Annotated in this window: 26 protein-coding genes, 1 tRNA gene and 1 riboswitch; of the genes, 22 read left to right on the plus strand and 5 right to left on the minus strand. The window is 55.3% G+C overall.

The features are described 5' to 3' along the window. Positions 1-210 precede the first annotated feature (210 nt). From ACIRQ6_RS08310 to ACIRQ6_RS08320, 3 genes are all read left to right on the plus strand, one after another. Positions 211-903 carry a sulfotransferase family 2 domain-containing protein gene (locus ACIRQ6_RS08310; protein WP_420863663.1) on the plus strand — a complete coding sequence of 231 codons (693 nt, stop codon included), beginning with the start codon at positions 211-213 and terminating at the stop codon, positions 901-903. An 81-nt stretch (positions 904-984) separates the two neighbouring features. Further along, positions 985-1,074: transfer RNA gene (locus ACIRQ6_RS08315), tRNA-Ser, on the plus strand. 182 nt (positions 1,075-1,256) lie between these two features. Beyond that, positions 1,257-2,114 (plus strand): type VI secretion system-associated protein TagO, encoded by an 858-nt coding sequence (locus ACIRQ6_RS08320; protein WP_420863664.1) that lies wholly within the window; start codon positions 1,257-1,259, stop codon positions 2,112-2,114. 209 nt (positions 2,115-2,323) lie between these two features. On the opposite strand, the gene ACIRQ6_RS08325 is transcribed toward ACIRQ6_RS08320, so the two are convergent. Beyond that, positions 2,324-2,899, minus strand: coding sequence for a ferric reductase-like transmembrane domain-containing protein (locus ACIRQ6_RS08325; protein ID WP_420863665.1), 576 nt, complete (start codon positions 2,897-2,899; stop codon positions 2,324-2,326). Positions 2,900-2,903: 4 nt separating this feature from the next. Next, positions 2,904-3,383: a twin-arginine translocation pathway signal gene (locus ACIRQ6_RS08330; protein ID WP_420863666.1), complete on the minus strand. Its 480-nt coding sequence runs from the start codon at positions 3,381-3,383 to the stop codon at positions 2,904-2,906. 182 nt (positions 3,384-3,565) lie between these two features. Here ACIRQ6_RS08330 and arsC point away from each other — a divergent pair, with 182 nt between their 5' ends. The 14 genes from arsC (at position 3,566) to ACIRQ6_RS08400 (ending at position 16,274) form a co-directional block, all read left to right on the plus strand. Beyond that, positions 3,566-3,985: an arsenate reductase (glutaredoxin) gene (gene arsC, locus ACIRQ6_RS08335; RefSeq protein WP_420863667.1), complete on the plus strand. Its 420-nt coding sequence runs from the start codon at positions 3,566-3,568 to the stop codon at positions 3,983-3,985. A gap of 149 nt (positions 3,986-4,134) precedes the next feature. Continuing rightward, a complete protein-coding gene (locus tag ACIRQ6_RS08340) occupies positions 4,135-5,682 on the plus strand; it encodes a calcium-binding protein (RefSeq protein ID WP_420863668.1) in 1,548 nt (515 codons plus the stop codon). Positions 5,683-5,728: 46 nt separating this feature from the next. Continuing rightward, positions 5,729-5,829, plus strand: a riboswitch (TPP riboswitch). Between the two features lie 61 nt (positions 5,830-5,890). After that, positions 5,891-6,703: a bifunctional hydroxymethylpyrimidine kinase/phosphomethylpyrimidine kinase gene (gene thiD, locus ACIRQ6_RS08345; protein WP_420863669.1), complete on the plus strand. Its 813-nt coding sequence runs from the start codon at positions 5,891-5,893 to the stop codon at positions 6,701-6,703. Continuing rightward, positions 6,700-7,689 carry an FAD-dependent oxidoreductase gene (locus ACIRQ6_RS08350; protein ID WP_420863670.1) on the plus strand — a complete coding sequence of 330 codons (990 nt, stop codon included), beginning with the start codon at positions 6,700-6,702 and terminating at the stop codon, positions 7,687-7,689. Before thiD ends, ACIRQ6_RS08350 begins: the two co-directional genes overlap by 4 nt. Beyond that, positions 7,673-7,870, plus strand: coding sequence for a sulfur carrier protein ThiS (gene thiS / locus ACIRQ6_RS08355; protein ID WP_420863671.1), 198 nt, complete (start codon positions 7,673-7,675; stop codon positions 7,868-7,870). The genes ACIRQ6_RS08350 and thiS overlap by 17 nt, the downstream gene beginning before the upstream one ends. Positions 7,871-7,873: 3 nt before the next feature. Beyond that, positions 7,874-8,647 carry a thiazole synthase gene (locus tag ACIRQ6_RS08360; protein ID WP_420863672.1) on the plus strand — a complete coding sequence of 258 codons (774 nt, stop codon included), beginning with the start codon at positions 7,874-7,876 and terminating at the stop codon, positions 8,645-8,647. Beyond that, on the plus strand, positions 8,644-9,240 hold the full coding sequence (locus ACIRQ6_RS08365; RefSeq protein WP_420863673.1) for a thiamine phosphate synthase: 597 nt from the start codon (positions 8,644-8,646) through the stop codon (positions 9,238-9,240). Before ACIRQ6_RS08360 ends, ACIRQ6_RS08365 begins: the two co-directional genes overlap by 4 nt. Next, positions 9,237-10,214, plus strand: coding sequence for a ThiF family adenylyltransferase (locus ACIRQ6_RS08370; RefSeq protein WP_420863674.1), 978 nt, complete (start codon positions 9,237-9,239; stop codon positions 10,212-10,214). Before ACIRQ6_RS08365 ends, ACIRQ6_RS08370 begins: the two co-directional genes overlap by 4 nt. Before the next feature lie 14 nt (positions 10,215-10,228). Continuing rightward, positions 10,229-11,167, plus strand: coding sequence for an ABC transporter substrate-binding protein (locus tag ACIRQ6_RS08375; protein WP_420863675.1), 939 nt, complete (start codon positions 10,229-10,231; stop codon positions 11,165-11,167). Beyond that, positions 11,164-11,847, plus strand: coding sequence for a thiaminase II (tenA, locus tag ACIRQ6_RS08380; RefSeq protein WP_420863676.1), 684 nt, complete (start codon positions 11,164-11,166; stop codon positions 11,845-11,847). Before ACIRQ6_RS08375 ends, tenA begins: the two co-directional genes overlap by 4 nt. After that, on the plus strand, positions 11,844-12,566 hold the full coding sequence (locus tag ACIRQ6_RS08385; protein WP_420863677.1) for an ABC transporter ATP-binding protein: 723 nt from the start codon (positions 11,844-11,846) through the stop codon (positions 12,564-12,566). Before tenA ends, ACIRQ6_RS08385 begins: the two co-directional genes overlap by 4 nt. Continuing rightward, positions 12,563-13,321, plus strand: a complete 759-nt coding sequence (locus tag ACIRQ6_RS08390) for an ABC transporter permease (protein ID WP_420863678.1) — start codon at positions 12,563-12,565, stop codon at positions 13,319-13,321. Before ACIRQ6_RS08385 ends, ACIRQ6_RS08390 begins: the two co-directional genes overlap by 4 nt. 110 nt (positions 13,322-13,431) lie before the next feature. Further along, the gene (locus ACIRQ6_RS08395) at positions 13,432-14,070 is read left to right on the plus strand and encodes a glutathione S-transferase family protein (protein WP_420863679.1); all 639 of its coding nucleotides are present in this window, start codon (positions 13,432-13,434) and stop codon (positions 14,068-14,070) included. A gap of 86 nt (positions 14,071-14,156) precedes the next feature. Next, positions 14,157-16,274, plus strand: coding sequence for a putative bifunctional diguanylate cyclase/phosphodiesterase (locus tag ACIRQ6_RS08400; protein WP_420863680.1), 2,118 nt, complete (start codon positions 14,157-14,159; stop codon positions 16,272-16,274). A gap of 127 nt (positions 16,275-16,401) precedes the next feature. Here the strand turns inward: ACIRQ6_RS08400 and ACIRQ6_RS08405 are convergent, their stop codons facing one another. The 3 genes from ACIRQ6_RS08405 to ACIRQ6_RS08415 form a co-directional block, all read right to left on the minus strand. Then, positions 16,402-18,012 (minus strand): DUF1217 domain-containing protein, encoded by a 1,611-nt coding sequence (locus ACIRQ6_RS08405; protein ID WP_420863681.1) that lies wholly within the window; start codon positions 18,010-18,012, stop codon positions 16,402-16,404. A gap of 126 nt (positions 18,013-18,138) precedes the next feature. Then, positions 18,139-19,242, minus strand: coding sequence for a 3-dehydroquinate synthase (gene aroB / locus ACIRQ6_RS08410; protein WP_420863682.1), 1,104 nt, complete (start codon positions 19,240-19,242; stop codon positions 18,139-18,141). Next, positions 19,235-19,819 carry a shikimate kinase gene (locus ACIRQ6_RS08415; RefSeq protein ID WP_420863683.1) on the minus strand — a complete coding sequence of 195 codons (585 nt, stop codon included), beginning with the start codon at positions 19,817-19,819 and terminating at the stop codon, positions 19,235-19,237. The genes aroB and ACIRQ6_RS08415 overlap by 8 nt, the downstream gene beginning before the upstream one ends. Between ACIRQ6_RS08415 and ACIRQ6_RS08420 the strand changes: the two genes are divergently transcribed. The 5 genes from ACIRQ6_RS08420 (at position 19,809) to ACIRQ6_RS08440 (ending at position 25,867) form a co-directional block, all read left to right on the plus strand. Next, positions 19,809-20,123: a hypothetical protein gene (locus ACIRQ6_RS08420; RefSeq protein WP_420863684.1), complete on the plus strand. Its 315-nt coding sequence runs from the start codon at positions 19,809-19,811 to the stop codon at positions 20,121-20,123. The two genes, ACIRQ6_RS08415 and ACIRQ6_RS08420, sit on opposite strands and share 11 nt — an antisense overlap. Continuing rightward, positions 20,120-21,679: a hypothetical protein gene (locus ACIRQ6_RS08425; RefSeq protein ID WP_420863685.1), complete on the plus strand. Its 1,560-nt coding sequence runs from the start codon at positions 20,120-20,122 to the stop codon at positions 21,677-21,679. The genes ACIRQ6_RS08420 and ACIRQ6_RS08425 overlap by 4 nt, the downstream gene beginning before the upstream one ends. Beyond that, positions 21,676-22,611 (plus strand): tyrosine recombinase, encoded by a 936-nt coding sequence (locus tag ACIRQ6_RS08430; RefSeq protein WP_420863686.1) that lies wholly within the window; start codon positions 21,676-21,678, stop codon positions 22,609-22,611. The genes ACIRQ6_RS08425 and ACIRQ6_RS08430 overlap by 4 nt, the downstream gene beginning before the upstream one ends. A gap of 82 nt (positions 22,612-22,693) precedes the next feature. Beyond that, positions 22,694-23,998 carry an HlyC/CorC family transporter gene (locus ACIRQ6_RS08435; RefSeq protein WP_420863687.1) on the plus strand — a complete coding sequence of 435 codons (1,305 nt, stop codon included), beginning with the start codon at positions 22,694-22,696 and terminating at the stop codon, positions 23,996-23,998. Between the two features lie 129 nt (positions 23,999-24,127). After that, positions 24,128-25,867, plus strand: a complete 1,740-nt coding sequence (locus tag ACIRQ6_RS08440; protein ID WP_420863688.1) for a calcium-binding protein — start codon at positions 24,128-24,130, stop codon at positions 25,865-25,867. Positions 25,868-25,887 lie beyond the last annotated feature (20 nt).

A 25,887-nucleotide genomic window follows, 5' to 3' on the forward strand; every position in this document is an offset into this window, starting at 1 on the left:
AATCCTCACAGGCGATTTTCCCCGACCATAGAGGCATGGCGCGTCCTGTCCAGCCAAACCACGGCCCGTGCACATGGCCAGCAGTCACAAAATTGGCACCGGCAGGGTAATGCGCAAATAGCCCCTCCTCCCATGCTGGATCCGGTGGGGAGGGCCTTGCGTCCCGTGCAGCTTCAGGGCATTTAGTTCATAGATTAAGGAGTGCACGTGATGCTTGTCTCAGTTCCCGGAAAATTCATTTACATCAAGACCCTGAAAACGGCGAGCACGTCGATTGAAATGGCGTTGCAGCCATGGTGTCAGGATGATCCCAATACGCCCGTCGAGGAACGCAATCATGCCAGCGAAGGACCAAACGGTATTGTCGGTCAACGCATGATCGGCAAAGACAAAACTGAGCTGGACAAAAAATGGTCCAACCACATGCCTGCCGCCAAGATCAAAGAATTGATAGATCCCGAAGTTTGGGAGACCTACACAAAGATCCATTCGGTCCGTAACCCGTTTGACAAAGTGGTCAGCGGCTTCTTTTGGAAGACAACGCGGCAAGACCTTCAGTATGATGGCTTCGACGAGGCCAAGGTGCTGTTCGAGGACTACGTTATGAACGCAGGCTGGCAGACCGATTATGAACTGGTCCACATCGATGATGGGTACTGTGGCGATATGGCGATCCGCTACGAGACAATGATCCCGGATCTTAAGGCTGTGGTCGACCATTGTGGCCTGCCCTTTGACAAGATTTCCCTGCCAGAGACGAAAGTCACGACGGGTCTGCGCATGGGCCGCGAAGTGGCCGAGTTCTACACACCCAAAGCCATCGCCGAAGTCCAGCGCCGCTGCGACTGGATTTTCGAACGGTTTGGCTACACGGACACACCAGATCAACTGGCCCCGAACTAAGCCATAGGGTCAGAAATTTCGCCCAGAGGCTACAATTGCCTCTTGCGCGCAATTTGCCATTTACCTAATGAAGCAAAACGCGGAGAGGTGCCGGAGTGGTCGAACGGGCCGGTTTCGAAAGCCGTTGTCCCTTTACGGGGACCCAGGGTTCGAATCCCTGTCTCTCCGCCAGATACCCCTAATTTTTAAACGATTTTTTCCGAAGATGGGCCCTAAGGTCCACGTCATGTCCACCTTTTGAGCGATTGTCAGAAGTTGCTTAAAAGTAAGCGGTGCGTCAACCTGACACCCCCCCTGACAATGAAAACGCCAAGCCGTTAAGTTCTGGGCACCAATTTTGAAGGGGCAATGCAATGAAATTCACACTGACAGCCGCCGCTTTGTGCGTTCTGGGAACCACCGCCGTTGCCAACAATTGGGATGAAGCTAGGGTCACTTACCTCAATGACACCATAGCCTGCGGAAACGGCGCATCTGAAATTGGCGAGGAAATCGAACGCGCCACCTGCCTGCAAAACGCAGGCGCAAAATACGTCAAAGCGCTAACTACATTGCGTGACACCCCGCCCAAAGTCGAGACTGCCGCAGACACCACCACAATTCGGGCTGAGAATTACGCAAATCGGTTCATGTATTCCAAGGCTGTGTGCGCAGATCAGGAAGGTACTGACCAACACGCCGCCTGCGTCGAAGCGGCGAAGAACAACTTTCAAAAAGAACTTCCCAAAAAGCCGGTCACCAAAAAGGTGGAAGCCCCGAAAAACGGGTCTTTCCGAGTTATCAAAACGAAGTCCCAAATTGACGACAGCCCCGCCGTCTTTGTTTCGGTGTTTTCAAGGGACCGCAAAAGCATGGGGCGCTACAAAGACCCGGCACAACTTGAACTGACAATTCGCTGTCTGGAAAACACCACATCCTTAATCATGTCCCACAGCAACGCCTTTTTTTCCAACGTTCAAGGATTTGGCAAAGTCCGAATGCGGTTGGATGGTGGACAAGCATTTACTCGCAGCATGATATCAAGCACCGACCATTCATCATTGGGCCTTTGGTCCGGTGGTAAGTCCATTCCGGTCGTAAAGCGCATGTTTGATACAGAAAAACTTTTGGTGGAAATCCAAGCTTACAACGTAAGCCCCAAGACCTTCACGTTTAACATTCGCGGCGTGAAAGATGCAGTGAAGCCATTGCGTGAAGCCTGCAATTGGTAAAGGCACCGCCACCAGATCACGGACTTTGATACGACCGACGCTGCCGAGGATATTGGTCTCAAGGGCGTCACGCGGATCAAGGATTTCACCGATCTTGCAGCCAATCACATGGTTCAGGATGGTGCGAATGTGACGATCACTGTGCAAAACATCAGCCTCAGAGATTTGGGCAACAACGCCTTTTTGTTCTGATCCTCGGTATCTCAGCTTTAAATCAATGCCTTGCGGGCTGCCCAGAGGCCCGCAAGCACCACTGCCGCGCAAAGAATGGCTTTGCTGATCGGCTCCATCGCACCTTCGATCCAAAGGGCGTGCGCCACTGTTCCAAGGATGCACGCTGCGCCAAGGCCAAAGTGGCACAGCCGCCAAAGGCGCAAACGCCACGCCAGTTTTCGTCGCAAGATGGCCAGTACAGCCGCCCCGACCAAAGCCCAAAGGGCAATCACCCCCCATATGGCAAACGGCGTGGGCGAACGGAGCAGCAATGCGTCAATCACATCCGGTGGGCTGGTAATCCATAGCCCTCCCACATGGACCCCGACCAAGATCAAAAGGATAGCCCCCACGGCCCGGTGGGCCTGTCGTGTCACAAAAGGCGTTAGATTGGGCAGCAACCTTGCGGCCAATAACGGTTGGACCAACAACAGTCCCAACCCAAAGATGCCCGCAAAGCCTGCGCCGATATAGATCCAATCGCGGTAGGCCAGCAGCGGGTTGGCCAAGGCCAGCAACACTGGCCCCCCGACCAAAATCACGATTAAGGCCCAGATCAGGCGCGATGACATGGGCCTAGACAGGTTCCAAGACAAAATCGACGTTCAACGTGGTATCGCGGGAACTGTCCATAACAGGACGCAGGAATACGGTTTTGAAATCCCCGCTGTCATAGGCCAAATGCCCATGGGCCTGCCCAAATGCCGGCACAATTTGGGGCATTTCCAAACGGAATACACCGTTTTCATCGCTCAGTGTGGCGCCATGGCTGTGGGCGTCGCGCTCGTGGCCTTCGGTGGTATGGGCCCAGATCTGAATACGCTGCCCGGCCAAGAGCATACCGTCCCCTGCCCGGCGCACGGTTCCAGTCATCCAAAAACCGCCTCCACCGATTTTGTTCACGATGGGCGCACCGGGGCGATAGTTGTTGGCGCCACCGCGCATCGTCGGGGTGGCAGGCACAGCAAGGGCCTGCGTGGCAGGGATCAGCCCACCAAGGGCAAAGGCCGTGCTGGCCGTCAAAAGACTGCGGCGGGATAAGGGGTATGACGCCATGAGGGGCACTCCTTTTTTCTTCTTGGACACACGTGTTCTAGTCCAATATAGCGGCGTTTTTCGTATTTCCGAGGGGCCACCCTGCGTCAGGTCATCACGTCACAGTGACTTATCTTTGACCACTGCCCCATGAAACCGTACAAAGCGGTCGTCGCAAACCCGCACCAAATAGGACAAGCGTAATGATCGTAATCCACCATAACCCTGACTGTGGGACATCCCGCAATGTTCTTGATCTGATAAAGGCAGCAGGTTACGCGCCAGAAGTAATCTTGTACCAAGAGGCCGGATGGACACGCGGCCAATTGCTGGGACTTTTTGCGGCTGCTGACCTGACACCGCGCACGGCCCTGCGCACCAGCAAAAGCCCTGCTGCAGACTTGGGCCTTTTGGACCCTGCGGTCAGCGACGCAGCACTCTTGGACGCTATGATTGCACATCCAATTTTGGTCAACCGCCCCATCGTTTGCACCCCCAAAGGCGTGCGTCTGTGCCGTCCGTCCGAGGTTGTTCTGGATTTGCTGGACACTTGGCCCAAAGGCAAATTCACCAAAGAAGATGGCGAGATTATTTTGGACGAAACCGGCAAACGCCCCGCCTAAAACTTTGAACAGGCACACAAATTTTCCAGCGAGACCTCGACCGGCTTAACAAATAGGCAAACCCGTTATTTTGGAGTAACTTACCCTCATTTCACGGATCGACGCGATAAGCGTTCGTATTTTGCACCAAAATTTAGCGAGGGTAGACAATGCCAGAAATTATTACATTTTCACAAGGCGGATCCGGCATCCAAGTCGACGCGGCGGGTAGCGACGATGTATTCATCTACAGCGATATTGAGTTGTATAGCACCAATGATTCTGTGGTCGTCCTCAATGGCAACAGTGACCTTTTTATATCGCCGCATGCCTCTGTCGTTTCTTTTTCATCCAGCTCTAGCGAGCCTGCAATCAGCCTTGGAGGAACAGATGTAGGTCGCAACGCTGTCGTCATTTCCGAAGGGGCCAGCGTCTTTGGAGGTTTCGGTGCAATTGGTAGCGCAGAAGACTACAACGACGTTACCAACTATGGTACACTTACAGCCGGATCGAGTGCTGTTGATCTCACAGGGATATTTAACAGAGTTGAAAATTTTGGTGAGATTTCTGGGAGCAACACAATTGGGGTCCGTGTCTTTGGCTCCGGCACCATCAATAACTTTGGATCAGTCGTTTCATCACAATATGCGTTGGTTCTGCGTGACGGTAGCGGGACGATAGTCAACAGCGGCACGGCTCAGGCTGACACGGCTGTCTATATGGGCGGCTCGTCTGCACAGGAACGGACGAACGAACTCAACAACACAGGCGAAGTTTTGGGTGAAAATTACGGGGTCTATTCCACATCAGAAAGTGCCGTCATCGTGAACAGTGGCGTGATAAGCAATTCAACCGTTTCTTCAAGTTACGCCGCAATCCGCACAGTAAACTCCGATCTGACTGAGACAATGCTGGTGATAAACTCGGGAACAATTTCTTCCCCCGGAGTTGCGTATTTTGGGCAATTCCAAGAAGATAAGATTATCAATACCGGCACCATATTCGGCTTGATTAGACTTGAAGATGGGGATGACATTTATCGCGGGAAGTCTGGCGAGGTCATTGGCGAAATCCTTGCGGGCAATGGCAATGATTTGGTCATCGGCGGGGCCGAGGATAATACCATTATTGCACAATCAGGGGCCAATGAATTGCGCGGCGGTGGTGGCGACGACTTTATTCTTAGCGGCTCGGATGGCAGTTCCCTTTATGGGGGCAGCGGCAATGACACGCTGACCAGTGGCGATGATGACGACTTTTTGTACGGTCACAATGGCGATGATATCCTGAATGGCGGTGGCAAACGTGACATGCTCTATGGCGGGCGCGGCGATGATACGCTCGACGGCAGCTTTGGTATCGACCAGCTTTACGGCGGTGCCGGCAAGGACATTTTGCGAGGCGGGATCGGCAATGACATGCTGGCCGGCGGTCACGACGACGATACTCTTGATGGCGGCAGCGGCAACGATGTCTTTGTCTTCAATCGCAACGCAGGCAACGATGTGATCTTGGATTTCAAACAAAACGCCGATCAGATTGACATCAGCGCGCTGGGTCTGCGCCCTGCGGATTACAACGGGATTATCACCGATGCCCTGTCAAATGCTGGCAACAACGCGACTTTGCTGGATCTGGACGCGCTGGGCGGCAGCGGTTCGATTTTGATCGAGGGGCTGAACCATTCCGACGTCGCGTTGTCTGATTTCATCCTTTAGGGCCACGGCCCTTGCCGTTTGGGCCAGCCTAGGCTAACACATTCTTAGTAATCCGTCGGGGGGCCCTTTTGGGCTGAGAGGTGCTTGCACCGACCCGTCGAACCTGATCCGGGCAATTCCGGCGTAGGGAACGGGTCAAGAACGTGGCGCAAGCCCCTCAAACCCCTTCCCTTTTTGCCAATACGCCCTTTAGAGAAAGGACGCATTTATGGCGGGCACACCGATTGCATTGACCATCGCAGGCAGCGATAGCGGCGGTGGTGCAGGCATTCAAGCCGATCTCAAGGCGTTCAGCGCGAACGGAGCCTATGGGGCCAGCGTTGTCACAGCGATCACTGCGCAAAATACCAAAGAGGTCAGCGCCGTACATGCAGTGCCTGTCGATATCGTCAGTGCGCAGATCAAAGCCGTGTTAGACGATTTGGACGTGGATGCGATCAAAATCGGTATGCTGTTCTCACCTGAATTGATCGAGGCCGTGGCGCAGGGATTAGCGGGTTTCACTGGCCCGATCATTCTGGATCCAGTGATGGTGGCAAAATCTGGCGACGCTTTGCTGCAATCTGAGGCTGTGGCCGGTCTGATCGATCAGATGCTGCCCTTAGCGACAGTGTTAACCCCTAATTTGCCAGAGGCCGCTTTGCTGTTGGATCAGCCGCCTGCCAAAACAGATGCCGAGGCCGTGGCCCAAGGTCAGGCCCTGCTCACCATGGGACCACGTGCGGTTTTGTTGAAAGGCGGCCATGCCGAGGGCGACACCTGCACCGACTTTCTTCTCACCGCTGACGCGCCCCCTTTCGCTCTGCCCGCCCCGCGTGTTCAGACCCAAAACACACATGGCACGGGCTGTACCTATTCGGCCAGTATCGCAGCCCTTATGGCCAAGGGGCTGGATCTGCCCACAGCCGTGCAACAGGCCCATAGCTATTTGCATCAGGCGATTTTGCAGGCAGATACCTTGCAGATCGGGTCTGGCCATGGCCCTGTGCATCACTTTCACGCCCACTGGACGAACCTGTGACCGAGATCTCGATCATAGGGGCCGGTGTGGCCGGGTTGACCACCGCAAAAGCGCTGCTGGATCGCGGCGCCAAGGTCAGACTATTCGAGCGTGGCGATGGCGTGGGACCCCATGCTTGTTCGTGGTGGGCCGGTGGCATGTTGGCCCCGTTTTGTGAGGGCGAAAGCGCTGAGGAACCAGTGGTGCGTCTCGGGACCGAGGCCGCGGCCTGGTGGCATAACGCGACAGGCGGCGTCAGCCACAACGGTACATTGGTCGTCACTGCGGCACGGGATCAGTCGGATTTGCGACGCTTTGCCCGGCGCACGTCCGATTTTGTCGACGTAGACGTAGCCGAGATTGCCCGACTTGAACCGGATCTGGAGGGGCGTTTTTCCAAGGGGTTGTTCTTTGGGTCCGAGGCCCATCTGACACCCCGTGTTGCTTTGGCGTCTTTGCGTCAGGGCCTGCTGGACGCAGGCGTTGTGATCGAACAGGCCGAAGTGGATCCGCAGACCCTTACAGGCCCTGTGGTCGATGCACGCGGCTACACCGCCCGTGATGCCTTGCCGCAACTGCGCGGCGTTAAGGGGGAAATGGCCATGCTGCACTGCCCCGACATCACATTGTCGCGCCCTGTGCGGCTGCTGCATCCGCGTATCCCGCTCTATGTCGTGCCGCGGGGGAACGGTATTTTCATGTTGGGGGCTACGATGATTGAAAGTGCCTCTGGCCCGAATGTTACGGCGCGGTCTTTGCTGGAACTGCTCAGTGCGGCCTATGCTTTGAACCCAGCCTTTGGCGAGGCCGAAGTGATCGAGATCGGTGTCGACAACCGGCCCGCGTTCCCGGACAACCTGCCCCGCATTACCCGCGAAGGCGACATTTTGCGGGTCAACGGCCTGTTTCGCCATGGGTTTCTTTTAGCCCCTGCCATGGCTCGCATGGTCGCAGAAATTCTTTTGGACAACGCAACACCGGAGGTGATGCATGAACGTGCAGCTTAATGGCGAGGGACACACGACCACAGCCACAACCCTTGCAGATCTGTTGATCGAACAAGGCTACAAGGGTGCAAAACTGGCCACGGCTGTGAACGGTGATTTTGTGCCCGCAGCAATGCGCGCCACCCACGAAATCAAGCCCGGCGACCAGATCGAAGTCCTCGCCCCAATGCAAGGGGGCTGAGCAATGCGTGACTTTTACGGCACTGCTTTGGCCAATGGGTTCATGCTGGGCACGGCGCAATACCCCTCGCCTGCGATACTGGCGGAGGCGTTCAAACAAAGTGGCGCAAGCGTGGCCACTGTGTCCTTGCGCCGCGAAAGCGGGACAGATCAGGCAGGCCAAGCCTTTTGGCAAATGATCCAGGATCTTGGCGTGCATGTGTTGCCCAACACTGCCGGATGTCACACGGTCAAAGAGGCCGTCACCACAGCCCATATGGCGCGCGAAGTCTTTGATACCAAATGGATCAAGCTTGAGGTCATTGGCGAAGAGGACACGCTGCAACCAGACGTGTTTGGCCTTGTTGAGGCCGCGCGGATCCTGTCTGAAGACGGTTTTCAAGTGTTTCCTTACACGACCGAGGATCTGGTGGTGGCCGATAAATTACTCCAGGCAGGGTGCGAGGTCTTGATGCCGTGGGGCGCACCGATTGGATCCGGGTTGGGGCTGAATAACCTCTTTGGTTTGCGGGCCATGCGGGCGCATTTTCCCGATGTGCCACTGGTGATCGACGCAGGTATTGGCCTGCCCTCACAAGCCGCTGCTGCCATGGAATTGGGCTATGATGCAGTCCTCTTAAACACCGCCGTGGCCAAAGCAGGCGATCCGGTTCAAATGGCTGTGGCCTTTGCCACGGCAATTGCTGCGGGACAAATGGCACAGACGGCGGATCCGATGGAGCCGCGCGATATGGCCGCGCCCTCGACCCCCGTTATTGGCAAGGCGTTTTTGGAATGAATCTGGACAGGTTTTACCCGATTTTTGACAGTGCGGCATGGATCGAACGTTTGGTGCCTTTGGGCATCAAACTGGTGCAATTGCGGATCAAAGATCAAAGCGAAGGTGCGCTGCGCCGCGAAATTCGCCGTGCCAAGCTTGCCTGCGATGACCACAATTGCACCTTGGTCATCAACGATTACTGGCGCTTGGCCATTGAGGAAAACTGTTCATTTATCCATCTGGGCCAAGAGGACCTTGATCAAGCAGATGTGATCCAGATCCGCAGCGAAGGTCTGAAACTGGGCCTTAGCACCCATGACAAGGCCGAATTGGCCCGTGCGTTGGCCTGCCAACCTGATTATCTGGCCCTTGGCCCGATCTATCCGACCATCTTGAAAAAAATGAAATGGCACGAGCAAGGCGTTGAAAAACTGACCACGTGGAAGGCCATGGTGGGTGACACGCCGCTTGTGGCGATTGGGGGGATGTCGGTCGAGCGTGCGCGGGGTGCCTTTGAGGCCGGTGCCGATTGTGTGGCTGCGGTCACAGACATCACCCTCAACCCCGATCCAGAGGCCCGCGTGCGGGCGTGGTTGGCGGCCACCAGATGAACCGCTATGCGCGCCAGATGATCCTGCCGGAGATTGGCACGGATGGACAAAACGCCCTTGCTGCCGCCCATGTTTTGCTTATCGGCGCCGGTGGTTTGGGGTGTCCGGCGCTGCAATATCTTGTGGGGGCTGGCGTTGGCGAGATCACTGTCGTGGATCCCGATACGGTGTCGCTGAACAATCTGCACCGGCAGATCTTGTTCACTGAAATTGACGTGGGTCGCCCGAAAGTACAAGCCGCCTGCGACCGTCTGCAGCATCTCAACCGGGATGTGGCGATCAACGCCATCCACGGTCCGTTTGATCCAGCCAAAGGCCCTGCTTTGATTGCGAGAAAAACCGTTGTGATCGATTGCGCTGATAGTTTTGCGGCAAGCTATATCGCCTCTGATCTGTGTTTCGCAGCGCAGATCCCCTTCATTTCCGCCTCGGTCCTAGGGCGTCAAGGCTATGTCGGTGGCTTTTGCGCAACCGCGCCGTCCTTGAGGGCGGTGTTTCCCGACCTGCCCGACACCTTGGCCAGTTGTGCCACTGCTGGCGTTATGGGGCCTGTGGTCGGCATGCTGGGGGCAGCGCAGGCCCAGATGGCTTTGGCAGTGATCATAGACACACGACCCAGCCCATTAGGCCAGATGATGAATTTTGACATGGCCAGCTATCGCACCAGCGGATTTCGATTTGATAACGCACCCGAGCCAGAACAGGCGCTGCGATTTGTTTCTGCTGCGGACATCCTGCCTGAGGATTTTGTGGTCGATCTACGCGGCATATCCGAGGCCCCGACCCCCGTTACATCTCACGCGGTGCGGCTTGAAGTCTCTGACTTTGCAGCCCACACGCCCCGCCCGGACCCCGGACAACGAACCATCCTCACCTGTCGTTCGGGCCTTCGGGCCTGGCAAGCGGCATCCCATCTTCAGACCTATTGCGATACGGAAATCAGCCTGATCGCAATGGGCGACCCCGTTTCATGAGAAAGGTAAGACCTATGAAATTTACGTCCCTCACCACAGCTTTAATATTGGCCGCCAGCCCCCTGATGGCACAAGACAAAATGACGTTGATCCTTGATTGGTTCGTCAACCCTGACCATGGGCCGATCATCGTGGCACAGGAAAAAGGCTACTTTGCTGACCAAAACCTCGAGGTCGAAGTGATCGCCCCGGCTGACCCGTCTGACCCGCCCAAAATGGTTGCTGCAGGCAAGGCAGAACTGGCGATCTCGTATCAACCGCAATTGCACCTGCAAATTCACGAAGGCTTGCCGCTGCAGCGGGTTGGTACCTTGGTGGCCACACCTTTGAACTGCCTTTTGACCTTGGCTGATGGCCCCATCACCACGCCCGCTGATCTGCGCGGCAAAAAGGTCGGCTTTTCTGTTGGCGGCGTGGAAGAGGCCGTTCTGGCCGCGATCCTGAACAAATACGGTATGACATTGGACGACATCGAATTGGTCAACGTCAACTGGTCCCTTTCCCCGTCGCTGATGTCCAAGCAAGTGGACGCAGTCATCGGCGCATTCCGCAATTTTGAGCTGAACCAAATGGACATCGAAGGCGTTGCCGGCAATTGCTTTTTCGTCGAAGAAGAAGGCCTGCCGCCCTATGACGAGTTGATCTATGTGGCCAACACCAATTCCATGGACAAGGATCTGATCGCACGTTTCTTGGCCGCCACGGAAAAAGCCACGCAATATATCGTCAACCACCCCCAAGACAGCTGGGAAATCTTCAGCGGCACCTCCAAGGAATTGCAAGACGAGTTGAACAAACGCGCTTGGGCCGACACTTTGCCGCGTTTTGCGTTGCGCCCCACAGCCATGGATGCAGGCCGGTATGCCGCCTTTGAGGAGTTCCTCAATGCATCCGGTCTGATCCCCTCAATCAATCCGGTTGAGGCCATCACAATCGATGTGACCGCAAAATGAGCGCAACATACGGCACCACCTTCGCCAGTCTACGGGCTGGCGCGGGCACGGTTTGGACCGACTATTCCGAACACACATTCGTGGAAGGACTGCGCACTGGCACCCTGCCCCGCGCGTCCTTTGTGCATTACCTGATCCAAGACTACGTATTCCTTGTGCATTTTTCGCGGGCGTGGTCCTTGGGGGTGGTTAAATCCGAAACCCTCGAGGAAATGAAGGTTTGTGCCGGGACGGTCGATGCTTTGGTCAATCACGAGATGGCTTTGCACGTCAAAACCTGTGCGGCCGAAGGCATAACCGAGGATCAGCTCTTTGGTGCGACGGAAGCTTTCGAAAATCTCGCCTACACACGCTATGTGATGGATGCAGGGCTTCAAGGTGACTTTCTGGATCTGATGGCGGCCTTGGCCCCTTGTGTCTTTGGATACGGCGAGATCGGGACGCGGCTGTTTCGCACCATGGCCACAGATACACCCTATCGCGACTGGATCGACACCTATGCGGGTGCCGAGTATCAAGAGGTCTGCACGACCGTGGGTGCGATGTTGGATGCCGCAGTGACCCGCCGTCTGGGCGCTGCCCCGCAAGACAGCCCCCGCTGGGACGCCCTGCAAAAGCGCTTTACCACGGCCACGGCCCTTGAAGTGGGCTTTTGGGATATGGGGCTGCGCGGAACGTGAGCACGGCACCGGCCATAACTCTGAAAGGTCGTTATGATCTGGGCGGCGCGCCGTTGTTCCATGCGGATCTTACAGTGCCTGCAGGGCAATGGACCTGTCTCTTGGGGCCCTCTGGCGTTGGCAAATCGACAGTGTTGCGGTTAATCCTTGGATTGGAAACTGGTGGCAGTTTCAACGGCACAATCATTGCCAATGATGCGGCCCCGGTTGCACCCCGCGTCAGTTACATGGCCCAAACAGATCTGTTGTTACCCTGGCTTAGCGTGGCCGAAAATGCCGTAATCGGCGCGCGCTTGCGCGGTGAGGCCCCCGATATGGCGCGCCTCGATGATCTGTTGGACCGTGTAAAACTACAAAAGCATCGCACCAAAAAACCCAGTGCCCTATCTGGAGGCATGCGTCAGCGGGCAGCCCTTGCGCGCACCTTGATGGAAGATCGGCCCATCGTCTTGCTGGACGAGCCTTTCTCGGCGCTGGATGCAGGCACACGGGCCGACATGCAGGAACTGGCGGCGGATGTTTTGGTTGGTAAAACGGTCCTTTTGGTCACCCACGATCCTGCTGAGGCCGCACGCCTTGGGCATCAGATTGTTCTGCTCGGCCCGCAAGGCTGCACCCCATGGCCCGCCCCTGCAGCTGCACCGATCCGCGCGTTGAATGACCGGGATGTTTTGGCCTGTCAAACCGCCCTTCTTCAACACCTAAGGGGGGCAGCATGAAACGGCTAGACGTTCTTTGGGCCATGATCCTTGGCCTTGCTTTGTGGCAAACGATTGTTTGGATTACCCAAGCGCCACATTTCATCCTGCCCTCACCTTGGCGCGTGGCCCAAGCCGGATTTGACAGCCGTGCCCTGATCCTCGAGCACGCCAGCGTGACCGCACTCGAGGTCTTGCTTGGCTTGATCCTGGGCACCGTTCTTGGGGTGGTCACGGCGATCCAAATGGCGGCGTCCCCCATGATGCAACGTTTGATCCTGCCAATCCTTGTGTTTACCCAAGCGGTGCCTGTCTTTGCATTGGCCCCTGTTTTGACCCTGTGGTTTGGCTACGGGATCAGCTCAAAGATCATAATGGCCGTGTTGATCATCTATTTCCCCGTCACATCGGCCTTTTTTGACGGGCTCAAACGGGTCGATCCGGCGTTGATGGATCTGGCACGTACAATGGGCGGCACGCGTCCGCAAATCATGCGCCGCATTCAAATCCCGCAAGCCCTGCCCGCCCTTGGGTCTGGCCTGCGTTTGGCGGCTGTTTATGCGCCTATCGGGGCAGTGATCGGCGAATGGGTCGGTGCCAGCCAAGGTCTGGGGTATCTGATGTTGCTGGCCAATGGCCGCGCCAAAATTGACCTAATGTTTGCCAGCTTAATAGCCTTGGCCATCCTGACCGTGCTATTACACAAGGCAATTTCTGTGATGGCTGAGCGATTGGATGTGTTTGCAGCAGGCTCCGCACAATCGGTAAAACCTTAGATAAAAACTGGCCCAATGCGGCGCGATTTTGGCCCGTTTTCCAACGGGTCTGAACGCGAAATTAACTTCCAAACGCCATCTTTTCCCAAGTTTTGTGAAAGGAATTATCGATGCCGCATCACCTCTACGCTTGCCTTGGCTCAGGAAATTGCTTCAAACCTTGGCTTGCAATGAACCAACTGGGCATCCCTTTTGATATGACACTGGTTGATGTACTCGCCGGTGAACAAAAATCCCCTGCCTACCTTGAGATCAATCCGCTTGGCGTCGTGCCGTTTATGAAAACGGATACGGATGCTTCTATAGGCGAAAGCAATGCAATGCTCTGGTATCTGGCTGAAAACACGGCCCTTATGCCACCCACCGCGGATCTGCGGGCACGGGCACTACAATGGATGTTCTTTGAACAATCCAAACTTGAACCATTCATCTCGCCTGCGCGGTTTGTCACCACAATTCTGCCCGAAATGCGGGCAGAACGGGCTGATGATATCGCCACGTGGCAAACTGCGGTTCTGCCCGGTTTGGCCCGCTTGGACCAACACCTTAGCAACACCACGTTTGTATTGCCGTCTGGTTACAGCATTGCCGATATAGCGCTTTTCGGCTACGTTCATGTCATGGAAGAAGCAGGCCTTGCCCTCGCTGATCACCCATCGGTTCACCGTTGGATTGAGGCTGTACAACAAACGGACGGGTTTGTGTCCCTGCAACACATGACACCAGAATACAAGGCTTCAGCGGCCTAGGGGTTAACCTTTGATTGACACAACCCCACCAAACACACATAGGCTGTGAACCTCATTTGGCCACGCAGAAAAAGCGAGACAGCGTCGTGAGTCTTGATAACGAACATTCCAACAAAACACGCGCATTGGCGGCTGCGGCCGCTAATCGGTTCGATGTGTTGCGTGGTGTTCGGACAGCCATATGGGTCTACGACATAGACACTAGCCGCGTGGCCTATGCAAATGACCTAGCCGTAAAACTATGGGACGCCCCAAGCGAGGAGGTCTTGCAAGCGCGCGACCTTTCCCACGGTATGTCCAAGACCGTGCGCGATAGGCTGCGCCAATATCAGCATGATTTTTCCACTCATAACGCCGACTTTAATGAACTATGGACGCTCTATCCCAACGGTGTGCCGACCAGTGTGATGTTGAATTTTAGCGGTTATGTTTTGCATGACGGTCGTATGGCGATGCTGTGTCAGGCCGTTGATCAGGGCCAAGGCACACCAGAAAATATCCGTTCGACCGAGGCCCTCCTTTATACAGATGTTTTGATCGCTTTGGTGAACGATAAAGGGCAATCGCTCTATATGAATCCCTCTGCACGGAACTCTATAAAACATATTGAATCGCGCTTTCGGGCCCAGTTCATCGATCCCGAAGACCATGACGATTTAATGCATGTTGTGGCCTCACGCGGCGAAGCGCAGTCGGTCGTACAAATGCACACGATGTTTGGCCCATCTTGGTACGATTTATCGGTTAAGAAATGCACCGACGCTGTGACCGGCAGCTTAGCCTTTTTGATTACAGCCGTTGATGTGACCGAACTGAAAACAGCCCGCGACAAAGCCCGCTTCCTAGCTGATTGTGATCAGCTGACAGGCAGTTTTAACCGCGCTTACTTGTCACGCAAAATGGAAAAAATTCGCAACGATCGCGGCGAAGTCCCCCGCGCTATCCTTTGCCTGGATGTGGACCGGTTCAAACACATCAATGACCGGTTTGGTCATGAGGTCGGTGATCGTGTCCTCTGCGCTTTGACCGACCGCATTCAAAACTGCCTCACCCCAAAGGATATTCTGGCGCGCTTTGGCGGGGATGAATTTGTCATTTTGTTGGATGGCGTCAGCGACAGCAAAACCCTGATGTCACGGGCTGCAAAAATACGGGATACGATCAACCAACCCATTCACCTGACCACGGCGCGTTTGCTGACGTCGTGTAGCATTGGCGGCGCTTTGATCCCCGAGGTCTACACCGACTGGGCCGACTATATGAAACAAGCCGACATCGCCCTTTATGCGGCAAAAGAAGCAGGCCGCGACAGGTGCATGACCTTCGACAGCGAAATGGGTCGCGCTGCCAAAGAACGCAGCCAGATCGAGCACGACTTGAAAGAGGCGCTGGAACAAGGGCAATTCCAACTGCACTACCAGCCGCGTGTCGACACGCTGACCCAAAAAGTCGTTTCTGTTGAGGCCCTTGTGCGTTGGCAGCACCCAACCCGTGGGATGATATCCCCGGGGGCCTTTATCCCGATTTGCGAGGAAACCGGCATTATTGAGGAACTGGGACATTTTGTTCTGACAGAAGGCTGCAATACGTTGATCAAATGGCATCGGGCCGGCGTGAAAATTGGAATGTCTTTGAACGTATCCCCCCGACAATTTCTGGATGATAAGCTAATGGATATCATCACTGATATCGCCAGTGGGCCAGAATTTCCCAAAGGGATAATCGAGCTTGAGATCACGGAAAACGTATTGATCGGGGACCACGATTTAATCGCCGAGCGTTTGCGCCAGATGACAGAGCTTGGGTTTCGCATCGCAATTGATGATTTCGGAACGGGCTATTCGAACCTTGCCTATATTTCGTTGTTTCCCCTCGATTGCATCAAAATCGATAAGTCCTTTATCGATCAGTTGCCTACGTCGGAGCCAATCATTCGCTTGATCAAGACATTGTCCGATCAGATCGGGGCCTCTTCGGTTGCAGAAGGGGTCGAGACGAAAATTCAAGCAAATTGCCTAGCAGAAATTGGCTGCCATCAAATTCAAGGCTATTATTATTCCAAGCCGATGCCCGAGGACGACGTGCTCAAACGCATCGCCGAGTTGGGGATCAATGAAGCCCCAAACACAGCGGTTCTATGCGCAGCACAAGGGTCCAACCAAAGCATCTGTAAGAAAACGCCTAGTGCTGCTGTTGCAAAATAATTGGATTATTGTTGGTGACGTGGTCAGGCCAGCATTGCCGCATCTGGGTCATACGTATGAGGACGAGCGTCAAGCGGGGCCCATGCGATCCGGCAAACCCACCGTGACGGCGATCCGAAAATCTGACTTACCGCGAAATCAGAGACAGCACGATATTTTGACTGCTCGAGACACCAGAATTGACCAGACTGCTTTGCAACAAGTAGCGCTGTCTGAGATCGTCGATTGCATCTGGCGTGGTCAGGTCCGACAAATCAGAGGTACCCAAAACACTTTCAGAGCGTTCTTTGAAGTCGCGAAGCTGCTGGTCGATGTCCAAGGTGGCAAAGCTGGAAGGAAAGTTGAGCGTCGTTTGAAACACTTCGCGCAGGGTCGAGGACCCCATCACCGCAAACCACCGGCTGTCGTTTGACAAACCATTGCTGACCACGTCGTTCAAATCGCGGTCCAAGGACAAGGCAAGACGCATAGATGTATCGCCTTCGCCCACGCGCACTTCAAATTGGTTGTCCAGATAGTTATCGACCACGCCATTGATGAACTCGGCGGAATAGCTGCGCTCGGATTGGGCTGTTTCAAAGTCAAACGCATTAAAGAACACTTTATAGCGGGTGTCGGGAAAGACATTGACCAGTGAGGTTGGGCTGTCTGGGTCAGACTCCAAGATGCGGCCTGCAAAAGGCACCGCATCAGATCCCTGCGGCAGATCAAAAAAGTTGAACGTGGCCAACATCAACGCGGGATCATTAAAGAAATCCGTCGGCGTTTTGATCACTGTGTCACGTTCATTGATCAGATCGACAAACTCTTGTGCTTTGGAAGGGCCCTGATCAATTTCCACCCCTTCGTCGTCCAATAAAACGGGTTCACCAAACCCGAAGGCTTCAGAAAACGCAGCATAACGCGGGTCGTCCAGTTGATTGGCATAAGACGCTGGATCGCTTAGGTCAGAATTCAGAATTGACGTCAAAAAACCGGTTCGATCTGCATCGCGTTCAAGTTCAAACATTTTCAGGCTTGCCGTAAGAAGATCCTCGTTTGCGAGCAAATCCTCGGCCGTTTCCAACGCGCCAATGGCCTCGCCAAATTCGGCGGCAAACCCGTAAAAACTGTCTTGCAGCTTGGATTTTTCTGCAAAATCGAAGGTTTCCGCCAATTCCGCATAGGCCGGATTGCTCAGGCGAGAGGCAAAGGAGTTGGGATCGGTCACATCGCTTTCCAAAACCTTTTGCAAAAAGAACGTGTTGCTCGCGTCGTCTTCTAACCCAAACCGCTGCAATGTCGCCCGCAGCAAACGCGAATTGGCAAGCAATTCATCGGGGGTTTCCAAAGCCCCTAGCTGCGCCAACACCTCGTCAACGTCACCTGATTGGCTCAAGGTCGGAGTGCCTTGCCCGGCAAAATCAAAAGCCTGCGCCAAAGCCTGATAACGGGTGTCAGTCAAACGATTGGCAAAGGAGTCACTATCGGACATATCAGACTCCAAGACCTTTTGGATGAAGGCCTTATTTTCCAAGTCGTCCAGCAGGCCAAAGGCGCCCAAAGCCACCTTTAACAATTGTCGATCCTCAACAAGTTGTTCGGCGGATTGCACGTTTTTGATGTCTTCGGCAAAGCCCTCAGTCTCGCGCAACACTTCGGCAGATTGTGCCAAAAGCGCCTGCTGCGTCACGCGGGTACGGGCTAGAAAATCATATCCGGCAACGCCAGTCCCTGAAAAGATAGGCGAAAAGGTCATCGCCGTCCCGCCTTGTCCAAACCAAACCCCAAAAGAGCCATCGCACCAAACCTTTCACCGTTTGCACATGGTGTAGGGATGATTGTTTAAAACTTGGTTTAGGGTCTTGGGAGACGCAGATTAAGGTTAACGGGCCTGATCAAGCACTTCTTTGACGAGGGCGCCATCCACATCGGAGGTTACAAAACTGTCGCCAATGCCACGGGCCAAAATGAACCGTAACTTACCATCAATAACCTTTTTATCCTGCCCCATAAGTGAAACCAATTCGGCCGAACTGGGAAGCTCGCCGTCAATATCGCGCAAATCTGTCTTCATATTCATGGCCTTGAGGTGGGCGCGCACGCGGCTGGGGTCCTCTTGGCTGCACAACCCCATCCGCGCAGACAATTCAAACGCCAGCGCACAGCCGATGGCCACGCCTTCGCCATGCAGCAACCGATCCGAATAGCCTGTCGCAGCCTCCAGAGCATGACAGAACGTGTGACCGAGGTTCAACAAGGCACGATCACCTTGTTCCGTCTCGTCGCGTTCTACAATGTCCGCTTTCATCTGGCACGATACCCGCACCGCCTCGATCCGCGCGGCCACATCGCCTGCAGCCAATTTCGGACCGTTGTCTTCCAGCCAGTCAAAAAACACCGAACTCCCCAAAAGGCCGTATTTTACGACTTCGCCATAGCCCGCAATGAAATCTCGCGGCGTAAGCGTGCCAAGAACATCTACATCCGCCAGCACAAGTTTGGGCTGATGAAACGCACCGATCAGGTTCTTGCCGTGGGGGGCGTTGATCCCGGTTTTGCCACCAACGGAACTGTCCACTTGGGCCAGCAAAGAGGTGGGGATTTGGATAAACCCGACACCGCGTCGCAGCACTGCCGCTGCAAATCCCACCAGATCCCCAATCACACCACCGCCAAGGGCCACCACCAGATCACGACGTTCGATTTTTTCATCAAGCAACCATTCCACGGTTTGGGTAAACGGCCCCCATGATTTGGTTGCCTCCCCCGCAGGCAAGCTGAGCGAGACCATATCGATCCCTTGGGCTGTCAAACCCGCCCTTAGGGTTTCAAGATGCAGAGCCGCCACATTCTGATCGGTTACCACTGCAACGCGTGGTCTGGCCAAAAGTGGGCCAATCAAACCACCGGCCTGTTGCAAAAGGCCCTGACCAATTTTGATGTCGTAGGCGCGATCGCCCAAAGGAACGTGAACAGTTTCAGACATCAGAGGCCTCCAAAATTCCGGGATGCGCCAAAAGGGCCTGCACCACCGCCTGCGTTGTGTCAGAAATCGAGTAGGACGCCAGCGTCTCGACTGTGACATTGGCCTCGGCATAGATCGGCGTGCGCTGCTCATAGATGCCCTTGAGCGTTCCATAGGGATCTGCCGTGCGCAGCAGGGGGCGTGTATCTTTGTGGCGCACGCGCTCCCACAACAAATCAAGATCGGCTTGCAGCCAGACCGACACGCCCTTGGCGGTGATCAGATCGCGATTGCGGGCCGCCATAAAGGCACCACCCCCCGTGCTGAGTATCGATGGGGATTTTGCCAGCAAGCGGTCAATCACTTGGGTTTCGCGATCGCGAAAGAACGCCTCGCCATCGCGGTCAAATATCTCGGCAATGGTCATTTGGGCTGCTTCTTCAAGGGCTGCATCGCTGTCGCGGAACGGCACGTCAAAATACTGCGCCACGGCCCGACCCACGGCGGTTTTTCCGGCCCCCATCATCCCTACAAAAACTACGGTTTTCTGCAGCTTTAGCGCGCTGCCTATGGACGTATCCCCAGAATTGATCGGCATCAGCCCGCTTACCTCTTGCATTCCGTCCGTCAATGGCGTGATCTTGCATAAAACACCATATATAAATGCACACAAGGCGCCTATAAAAGACGGCAAGGCAACGTTTGGCGCGTGTGCAGAGCAAGGCAAACACAGGAAACTCGGGCAGCCGATGATAGGTAAACTCTTTAAACTAATCGGATATTTAGCGGTTCTGTGCATCGTAGCGCTGATCGCTTATGCCTATGTTGGTCCCTATATTGGCGTTGATTTTGCGCCCGAACAGGTGGAAATCCGCAAACCTGTGACCCTGCCTTTGCAATGATGCAGCGGGGGTGTGCCTTTGTTTTTGCCGTGGCCGTCTGTGGCTGGGCCGCACAGGCCTTGGCACAGCAAACCTCAGAAGGCACGACTGCAAGCGAAACACAAAACCCGTTGTCTGAAATCGACTGGATGAAGAGTGTGCTGCACACGCCTTCGCCAGCGACACCAACCCAACCGCAACAAACAACCGAACCCCAAGTGGCCACGTCAGCCGCCATTGCAGATGTGACCGTGACCCCATTGGGCGGTAACACGGCCCCGACCATCGGCTTGCTGCCTGCAACGGTGACGGGCCTGCCCAAAGACCTTTGGCAAGCATCCAACAGCGCGCGTTTGTCGGGATTGATCGAACAGATCGGCGTACCACAATTCCCAGCGATCCAAGACTTGATGCGTCTGTTGATCCTTGCCGAAGCCGCAGCGCCTACGGACGCCAGCACGGATCAGGTGTTTTTGCTGGCGCGGATCGATGCCCTTGTGCGCATGGGATCACTGGAGGCTGCTTTTGCGTTGGCCGCACGTGCGCAACCTGTGACACCGCAGGTGTTTCAACGGCGCATGGATATCGGCCTTTTGACCGGTCAAGAACAAGCCCTGTGCGACTTATGGCGCGACACACCCGGCCTACGTCCGCAAACGGATCTGCGGGTGTTTTGTCTGGCCCGCCAACAGGATTGGGTGGCCGCCAGCCTGACATTGGATACGGCCAAGGCGTTGGATCAAATCACTCCTGTAGATGCGCGCCTGCTTGCGGCTTTTCTGGATCCAGAGATGGAACAGACCGAGCCGCCCAAAATCGCCTCACATCAACTGACCCCACTGCAATTTCGGGTGCTAGAGGCCATTGGCCATCCGCGCCCCACCCGTGGCTTGCCCCTGCCCTATGCGGCCTCAGATCTTCGGCAGAACTCCGGATGGAAGGCACGATTGGAGGCAGCAGAACGGTTGGGCCGCAGCGGTGCCTTGCCCGACAATCAATTCCTCGGAATATTCACTGAAAAAACACCCTCTGCATCTGGCCAAATCTGGGACCGTGTCGAGGCAATCCAACGGCTGGAAGCTGCGGTGCGCGCGCGCGATCCATCCGCTGTGAACACGCATCTGCCGCCAGCCATGGACATCTTGGAACCTGCCGGGTTGTTGGTGCCCGTCGCTCGCCTCTTTGCCGAGACCTTGGGCGGATTGCCCTTGGGTCCCACTGCAAAATCCGCGGCGCTGCGATTGGGCTATTTGTCACCGGCCTATGAAACCATCGCCATCGAGGATCCAGCCCCCTCATTTCGCAAATCGCTGGCCCAAGGCACCCCTCAGGACGCCACGGCGACAACCGCAGTCGAGCGCGCCATCGTCGCAGGATTTACCACCCCGCCAGCCGCGCGCGCAGCAGCCATGATCAAAGACGGCCACTTGGGCCAAGCAATTTTAACAGCCGTGCTGGCGATCGAACCCGCCGGGGACGGCGACATTACTGGCCTTGCGGCAGGGTTATCAGTGCTGCGCGCTGTGGGCCTTGAGGACTATGCGCGGCGCACGGCCCTTCAGGTGCTGTTGTTATGAGCCAAGACGCCCGCTGGATCCAAAGTTTCGTAGAAGCCCAAGCCGCCGAATTGGACGCCGCCACAAACACGCAATTGGCCTATGCCCGCGACCTGCGGGATTTTTCCGAATGGTTGGCGCGAAAATCCAAAGGGTTTGATCAGGCCCAAAAGGCTGATGTTGAAGACTATCTGGTATTTTGCGATGCGCAGGGCCTGTCCAAAGCGACCCGCGCCCGGCGGTTGTCCGCGATCAAACAGCTTTACCGGTTTGCGTTTGAGGAAAATCTACGGAGCGACAATCCCGCGATCCAAATCAAGGGACCGGGGCGCGACAAGAGCCTGCCCAAGACCCTAAGCCATGACGAGGTTGACGCATTGCTGGCCGCAGCCCCAGCATTGGCGCGCAACGCCTCTGATGCCACACGCAACCGCTGCCTGATGGAACTGCTGTATGCCACAGGCATGCGGGTCAGCGAATTGGTGTCTTTGCCCGTCAGCAGCGCCCGCGGTGACCCCCGCATGTTGTTGATCAAAGGCAAAGGCGGCAAAGAACGGATGGTGCCCTTGTCTGCAGGGGCGCGCAGTGCTTTGACTGATTGGCTGGCGTTGTGGGACGACAAAGCCGCAAGACTGGCCACAGACCGCATTGCAGCACCGAAATTTCTATTCCCAACCAGTTCCAAGCAAGGCCATATGACCCGCCACAGGTTCTATGGCCTGATTAAGGAAATCGCGGTGCACGCGGGGGTTTCGCCCGCCAAAGTCACGCCGCACACCCTGCGGCATGCCTTTGCCACCCATTTGTTGGCCGGTGGCGCGGATTTGCGATCAATCCAGACGCTGCTGGGCCATGCGGATGTGGCCACTACGGAAATCTATACCCACGTTCTAGAGGAACGACTGCGCGATCTGGTCCTGACCCATCATCCACTAGCCAAAAAACCGCAATAGCTGATGCGATTACAGCCCAGCCCTTGATATAGCGCCGCTGCGCCCCCATAACCCAAAGACCGATGTATTTCTTGGCAAGGCTATGACCCCCGAAACTTTTGACAGCGCCTTTTGGATGACCGCAGGTGCGATTATGCTCCTATTGGTGCTTTCCGCATTCTTTTCCGGCTCGGAAACGGCCCTCACTGCCGCCTCTCGCGGAAAATTGCGGTCGCAGGCCGACAAGGGCAATCGGGGCGCGCAACGTGCCTTGGACATCACCGAGGACAACGAACGGCTGATCGGATCGGTCCTGTTGGGCAATAATCTGGTCAACATTCTGGCCACTTCGCTGGCCACGGCCCTCTTTACCCGTGCTTTTGGCGAAAGTGGTGTGGCCCTCGCCACATTGGTGATGACCATGCTGGTGCTGATCTTTGCCGAAGTGCTGCCCAAAACCTATGCCATCACCAACTCCGAAACGGCCGCCTCTCGGGTCTCGCCGATCATTGCCGTGGTCGTGACCATCTTTGCGCCCGTGGTGTCCGCCGTGCGGGTCTTGGTGCGCTTTGTGTTGCGCCTTGTGGGCGTTCAAACCGACCCTGACAGTCATATCCTTGCAGTACGCGAAGAAATCGCCGGCGCTTTGCAACTGGGCCATTCCGAGGGCGTCGTCGAAAAAGAAGACCGGGACCGGATCCTTGGCGCGTTGGACTTGAACGATCGCACAGTCGAAGAGATCATGCTGCACCGCTCCGGCATCGAGATGATCGACGCCAATGAAGCGCCCGAGCAAATTCTGGCCCAATGTCTGGAAAGCAACCACACCCGCTTGCCGATCTTTCGCGATGATCCCGAGAACATCGTTGGTGTGATCCATGCCAAAGACCTGCTGCGCGCTATCCATAAGCTATTGGATGGCAGCAAAGCCGGGGTTGAGGCGCTAAAGAAGTTTGATGTGGTTGGCGTGGCGATGAAGCCGTATTTTGTCCCAGAGACCACACCGTTGGACGATCAAATGCGCGAATTTTTGCGCCGCCACACCCATTTTGCCTTGGTAGTGGACGAATATGGTGCCTTGCAGGGACTGATCACTCTTGAGGATATCCTCGAAGAAATCGTGGGCGAGATCACAGACGAATTTGACACGGACGAAGATCAGACCGTTCTGACCTCGGAAGACGGGGATTTTGTCGTGGATGGCTCAATGACCATACGCGATCTGAACCGTGCCAAGGATTGGAATCTGCCCGACACCGAGGCCGTGACAATCGCTGGTTTGGTCATTCACGAGGCCCAAACGATCCCCACCAAAGGCCAAGTGTTCAGTTTTCATGGTTTCCGGTTCGAAGTGACCGGCAAGGAATCCAATAAACTGACCGAATTGAAGATCCGTCCATTGATCTAAACAGGGGCAGGTATTCCTGACCTTTGGGCCGTTTCTGCCACCGATAACCCCATGGGGTTATTGTTTGGATATGACTAACACTCTATTCTTGAAGGGTATTTTACAACTTCAGATAGAGTCACCGCATTCATGGCATCCCGCAGTTTGATCCTCAACGACGGATCGGTTTTCACATATTACAATCTCTCTTCTGCGTCGGAGGTTTCATTCAAGATCGCCAATATCGATGGCACGGACAAATTCGGCAAAACCGACCTGCGCGCAACAGGTCCCAATGAAGACGAGGTTGTCCTTGGCGCTACGATTATGGACAATGGCCTCTTGCGGATCTTTTTCAGCACGTCGCAGAATGGCGGCAACGTTGAAACGCGCTATGCAGATTACAACGCGTCGACCGGTGCTGCGATCGGGAACGAGACTGTCACCGATATTCTCTACACGTTCCCGAATGGCACGGACACCTTTGTGCTGGATCTGTTCCCAGGCCCCCCTCGAACCAATGATTTGTTGACACTGGCAGATGGATCCATGGTCTTTGAGCAATACGGTACGGTTTGGATTTGGGACGCAAACAGCACTTTGGTCAGCGTTGCCAGCACGGAGGACTATCCGCATACATCAACCTTTGCGCAGGTCGGCAACCAGTTGCTTGTGGTCAAAGGGGACATTCAAGCAGCCATCAATGGCAATCCAGTTACGGATGGTGTCACCACCGCCGAACTGTTCGCTTTGAATGGTGAGATCACTTTGCCGGCAGGCCCATCCTTTGTCGTGGATGAGGGCGATCATTCGATCAATGCTAATTTTGGCGCAGGTTTGAATGGCCTGGATTCAGTCGAGCTCAGCGATGGGCGCTTTGTCATTGCCTATTCGGATCGTTTGATCGTCAATCAACAGGTCACCGATGACAAGCAATCGGTTTGGCTCAAAATCTACAACGCCGACGGCACTGTCGATAGGCCCGAATATCTGGGCAGCACCAACTCGGACGATGGCGACACAATCGATCCAGTGCTTTACGCGCTCTACGACGGCGGCTTTGCATTGGTGTTCAACACAGTCCTCGGCCTTCCGCAGGTCGATCGTACCGAGGTGCGTGTGTTTGACGAAAGCGGCGACCAGCGTGATAGCTATGTCATCCAAGCCACCTCGCTGGACTACGCCGACGACATCTATGTCTCGCCTGATGGGGCTGTTTGGGTCTATTCGGACGAAGTGACCGTAAAAGAACACCAATTCACCGTCGATGGCGGCCCTGCCCCTGTTGGGATTGTTTTGGACGGGGATGACACGGACGAGATCTTGGAAGGCACGGCCTTTGACGACGAGATCAACGGCAAAAAGGGCAACGACACCATCGATGGGCTGGAAGGCAAAGATCGCCTCAAGGGCGGTTTGGGCGACGATACGCTGAACGGCGGCGATCAGGCCGACATCCTCGAAGGCGGCGCTGGCAAGGACGTCCTAAACGGTGGGCGTGGCACGGATAAACTGATCGGGGGCAAGCAGGCAGATGTGCTCAACGGTCAGCAAGGCACCGACAAATTGCTGGGCGGAAATGGCAGCGATAACCTGCGCGGTGGATCCGGCAAGGACAAGCTTTATGGCGAGGCCGGCAACGACAAATTGCACGGCGGTCAAGGCGCGGATCAGTTTGTGTTTTCCACCGGTGACGGCAAAGACAAGATCGTTGATTTTGCAGACGGCCAAGATGAGATCGTTATCCTGAGCGGTGCCAACAGCTTTGCCGATCTGACGATCACCGCCAATGGCGGCGACGCCAAAGTGAGCTTTTCAAACGTAGAAATCACGCTGAAAGGTATTGATAACAGTGATCTTAGCAGCGATGATCTTGTTTTTGGGCTGTAATAAATTTCTCAACAGACTTT

The sequence above is a fragment of the Algirhabdus cladophorae genome, assembly GCF_044772865.1.
Taxonomy (GTDB): Bacteria; Pseudomonadota; Alphaproteobacteria; order Rhodobacterales; family Rhodobacteraceae; genus Algirhabdus; species Algirhabdus cladophorae.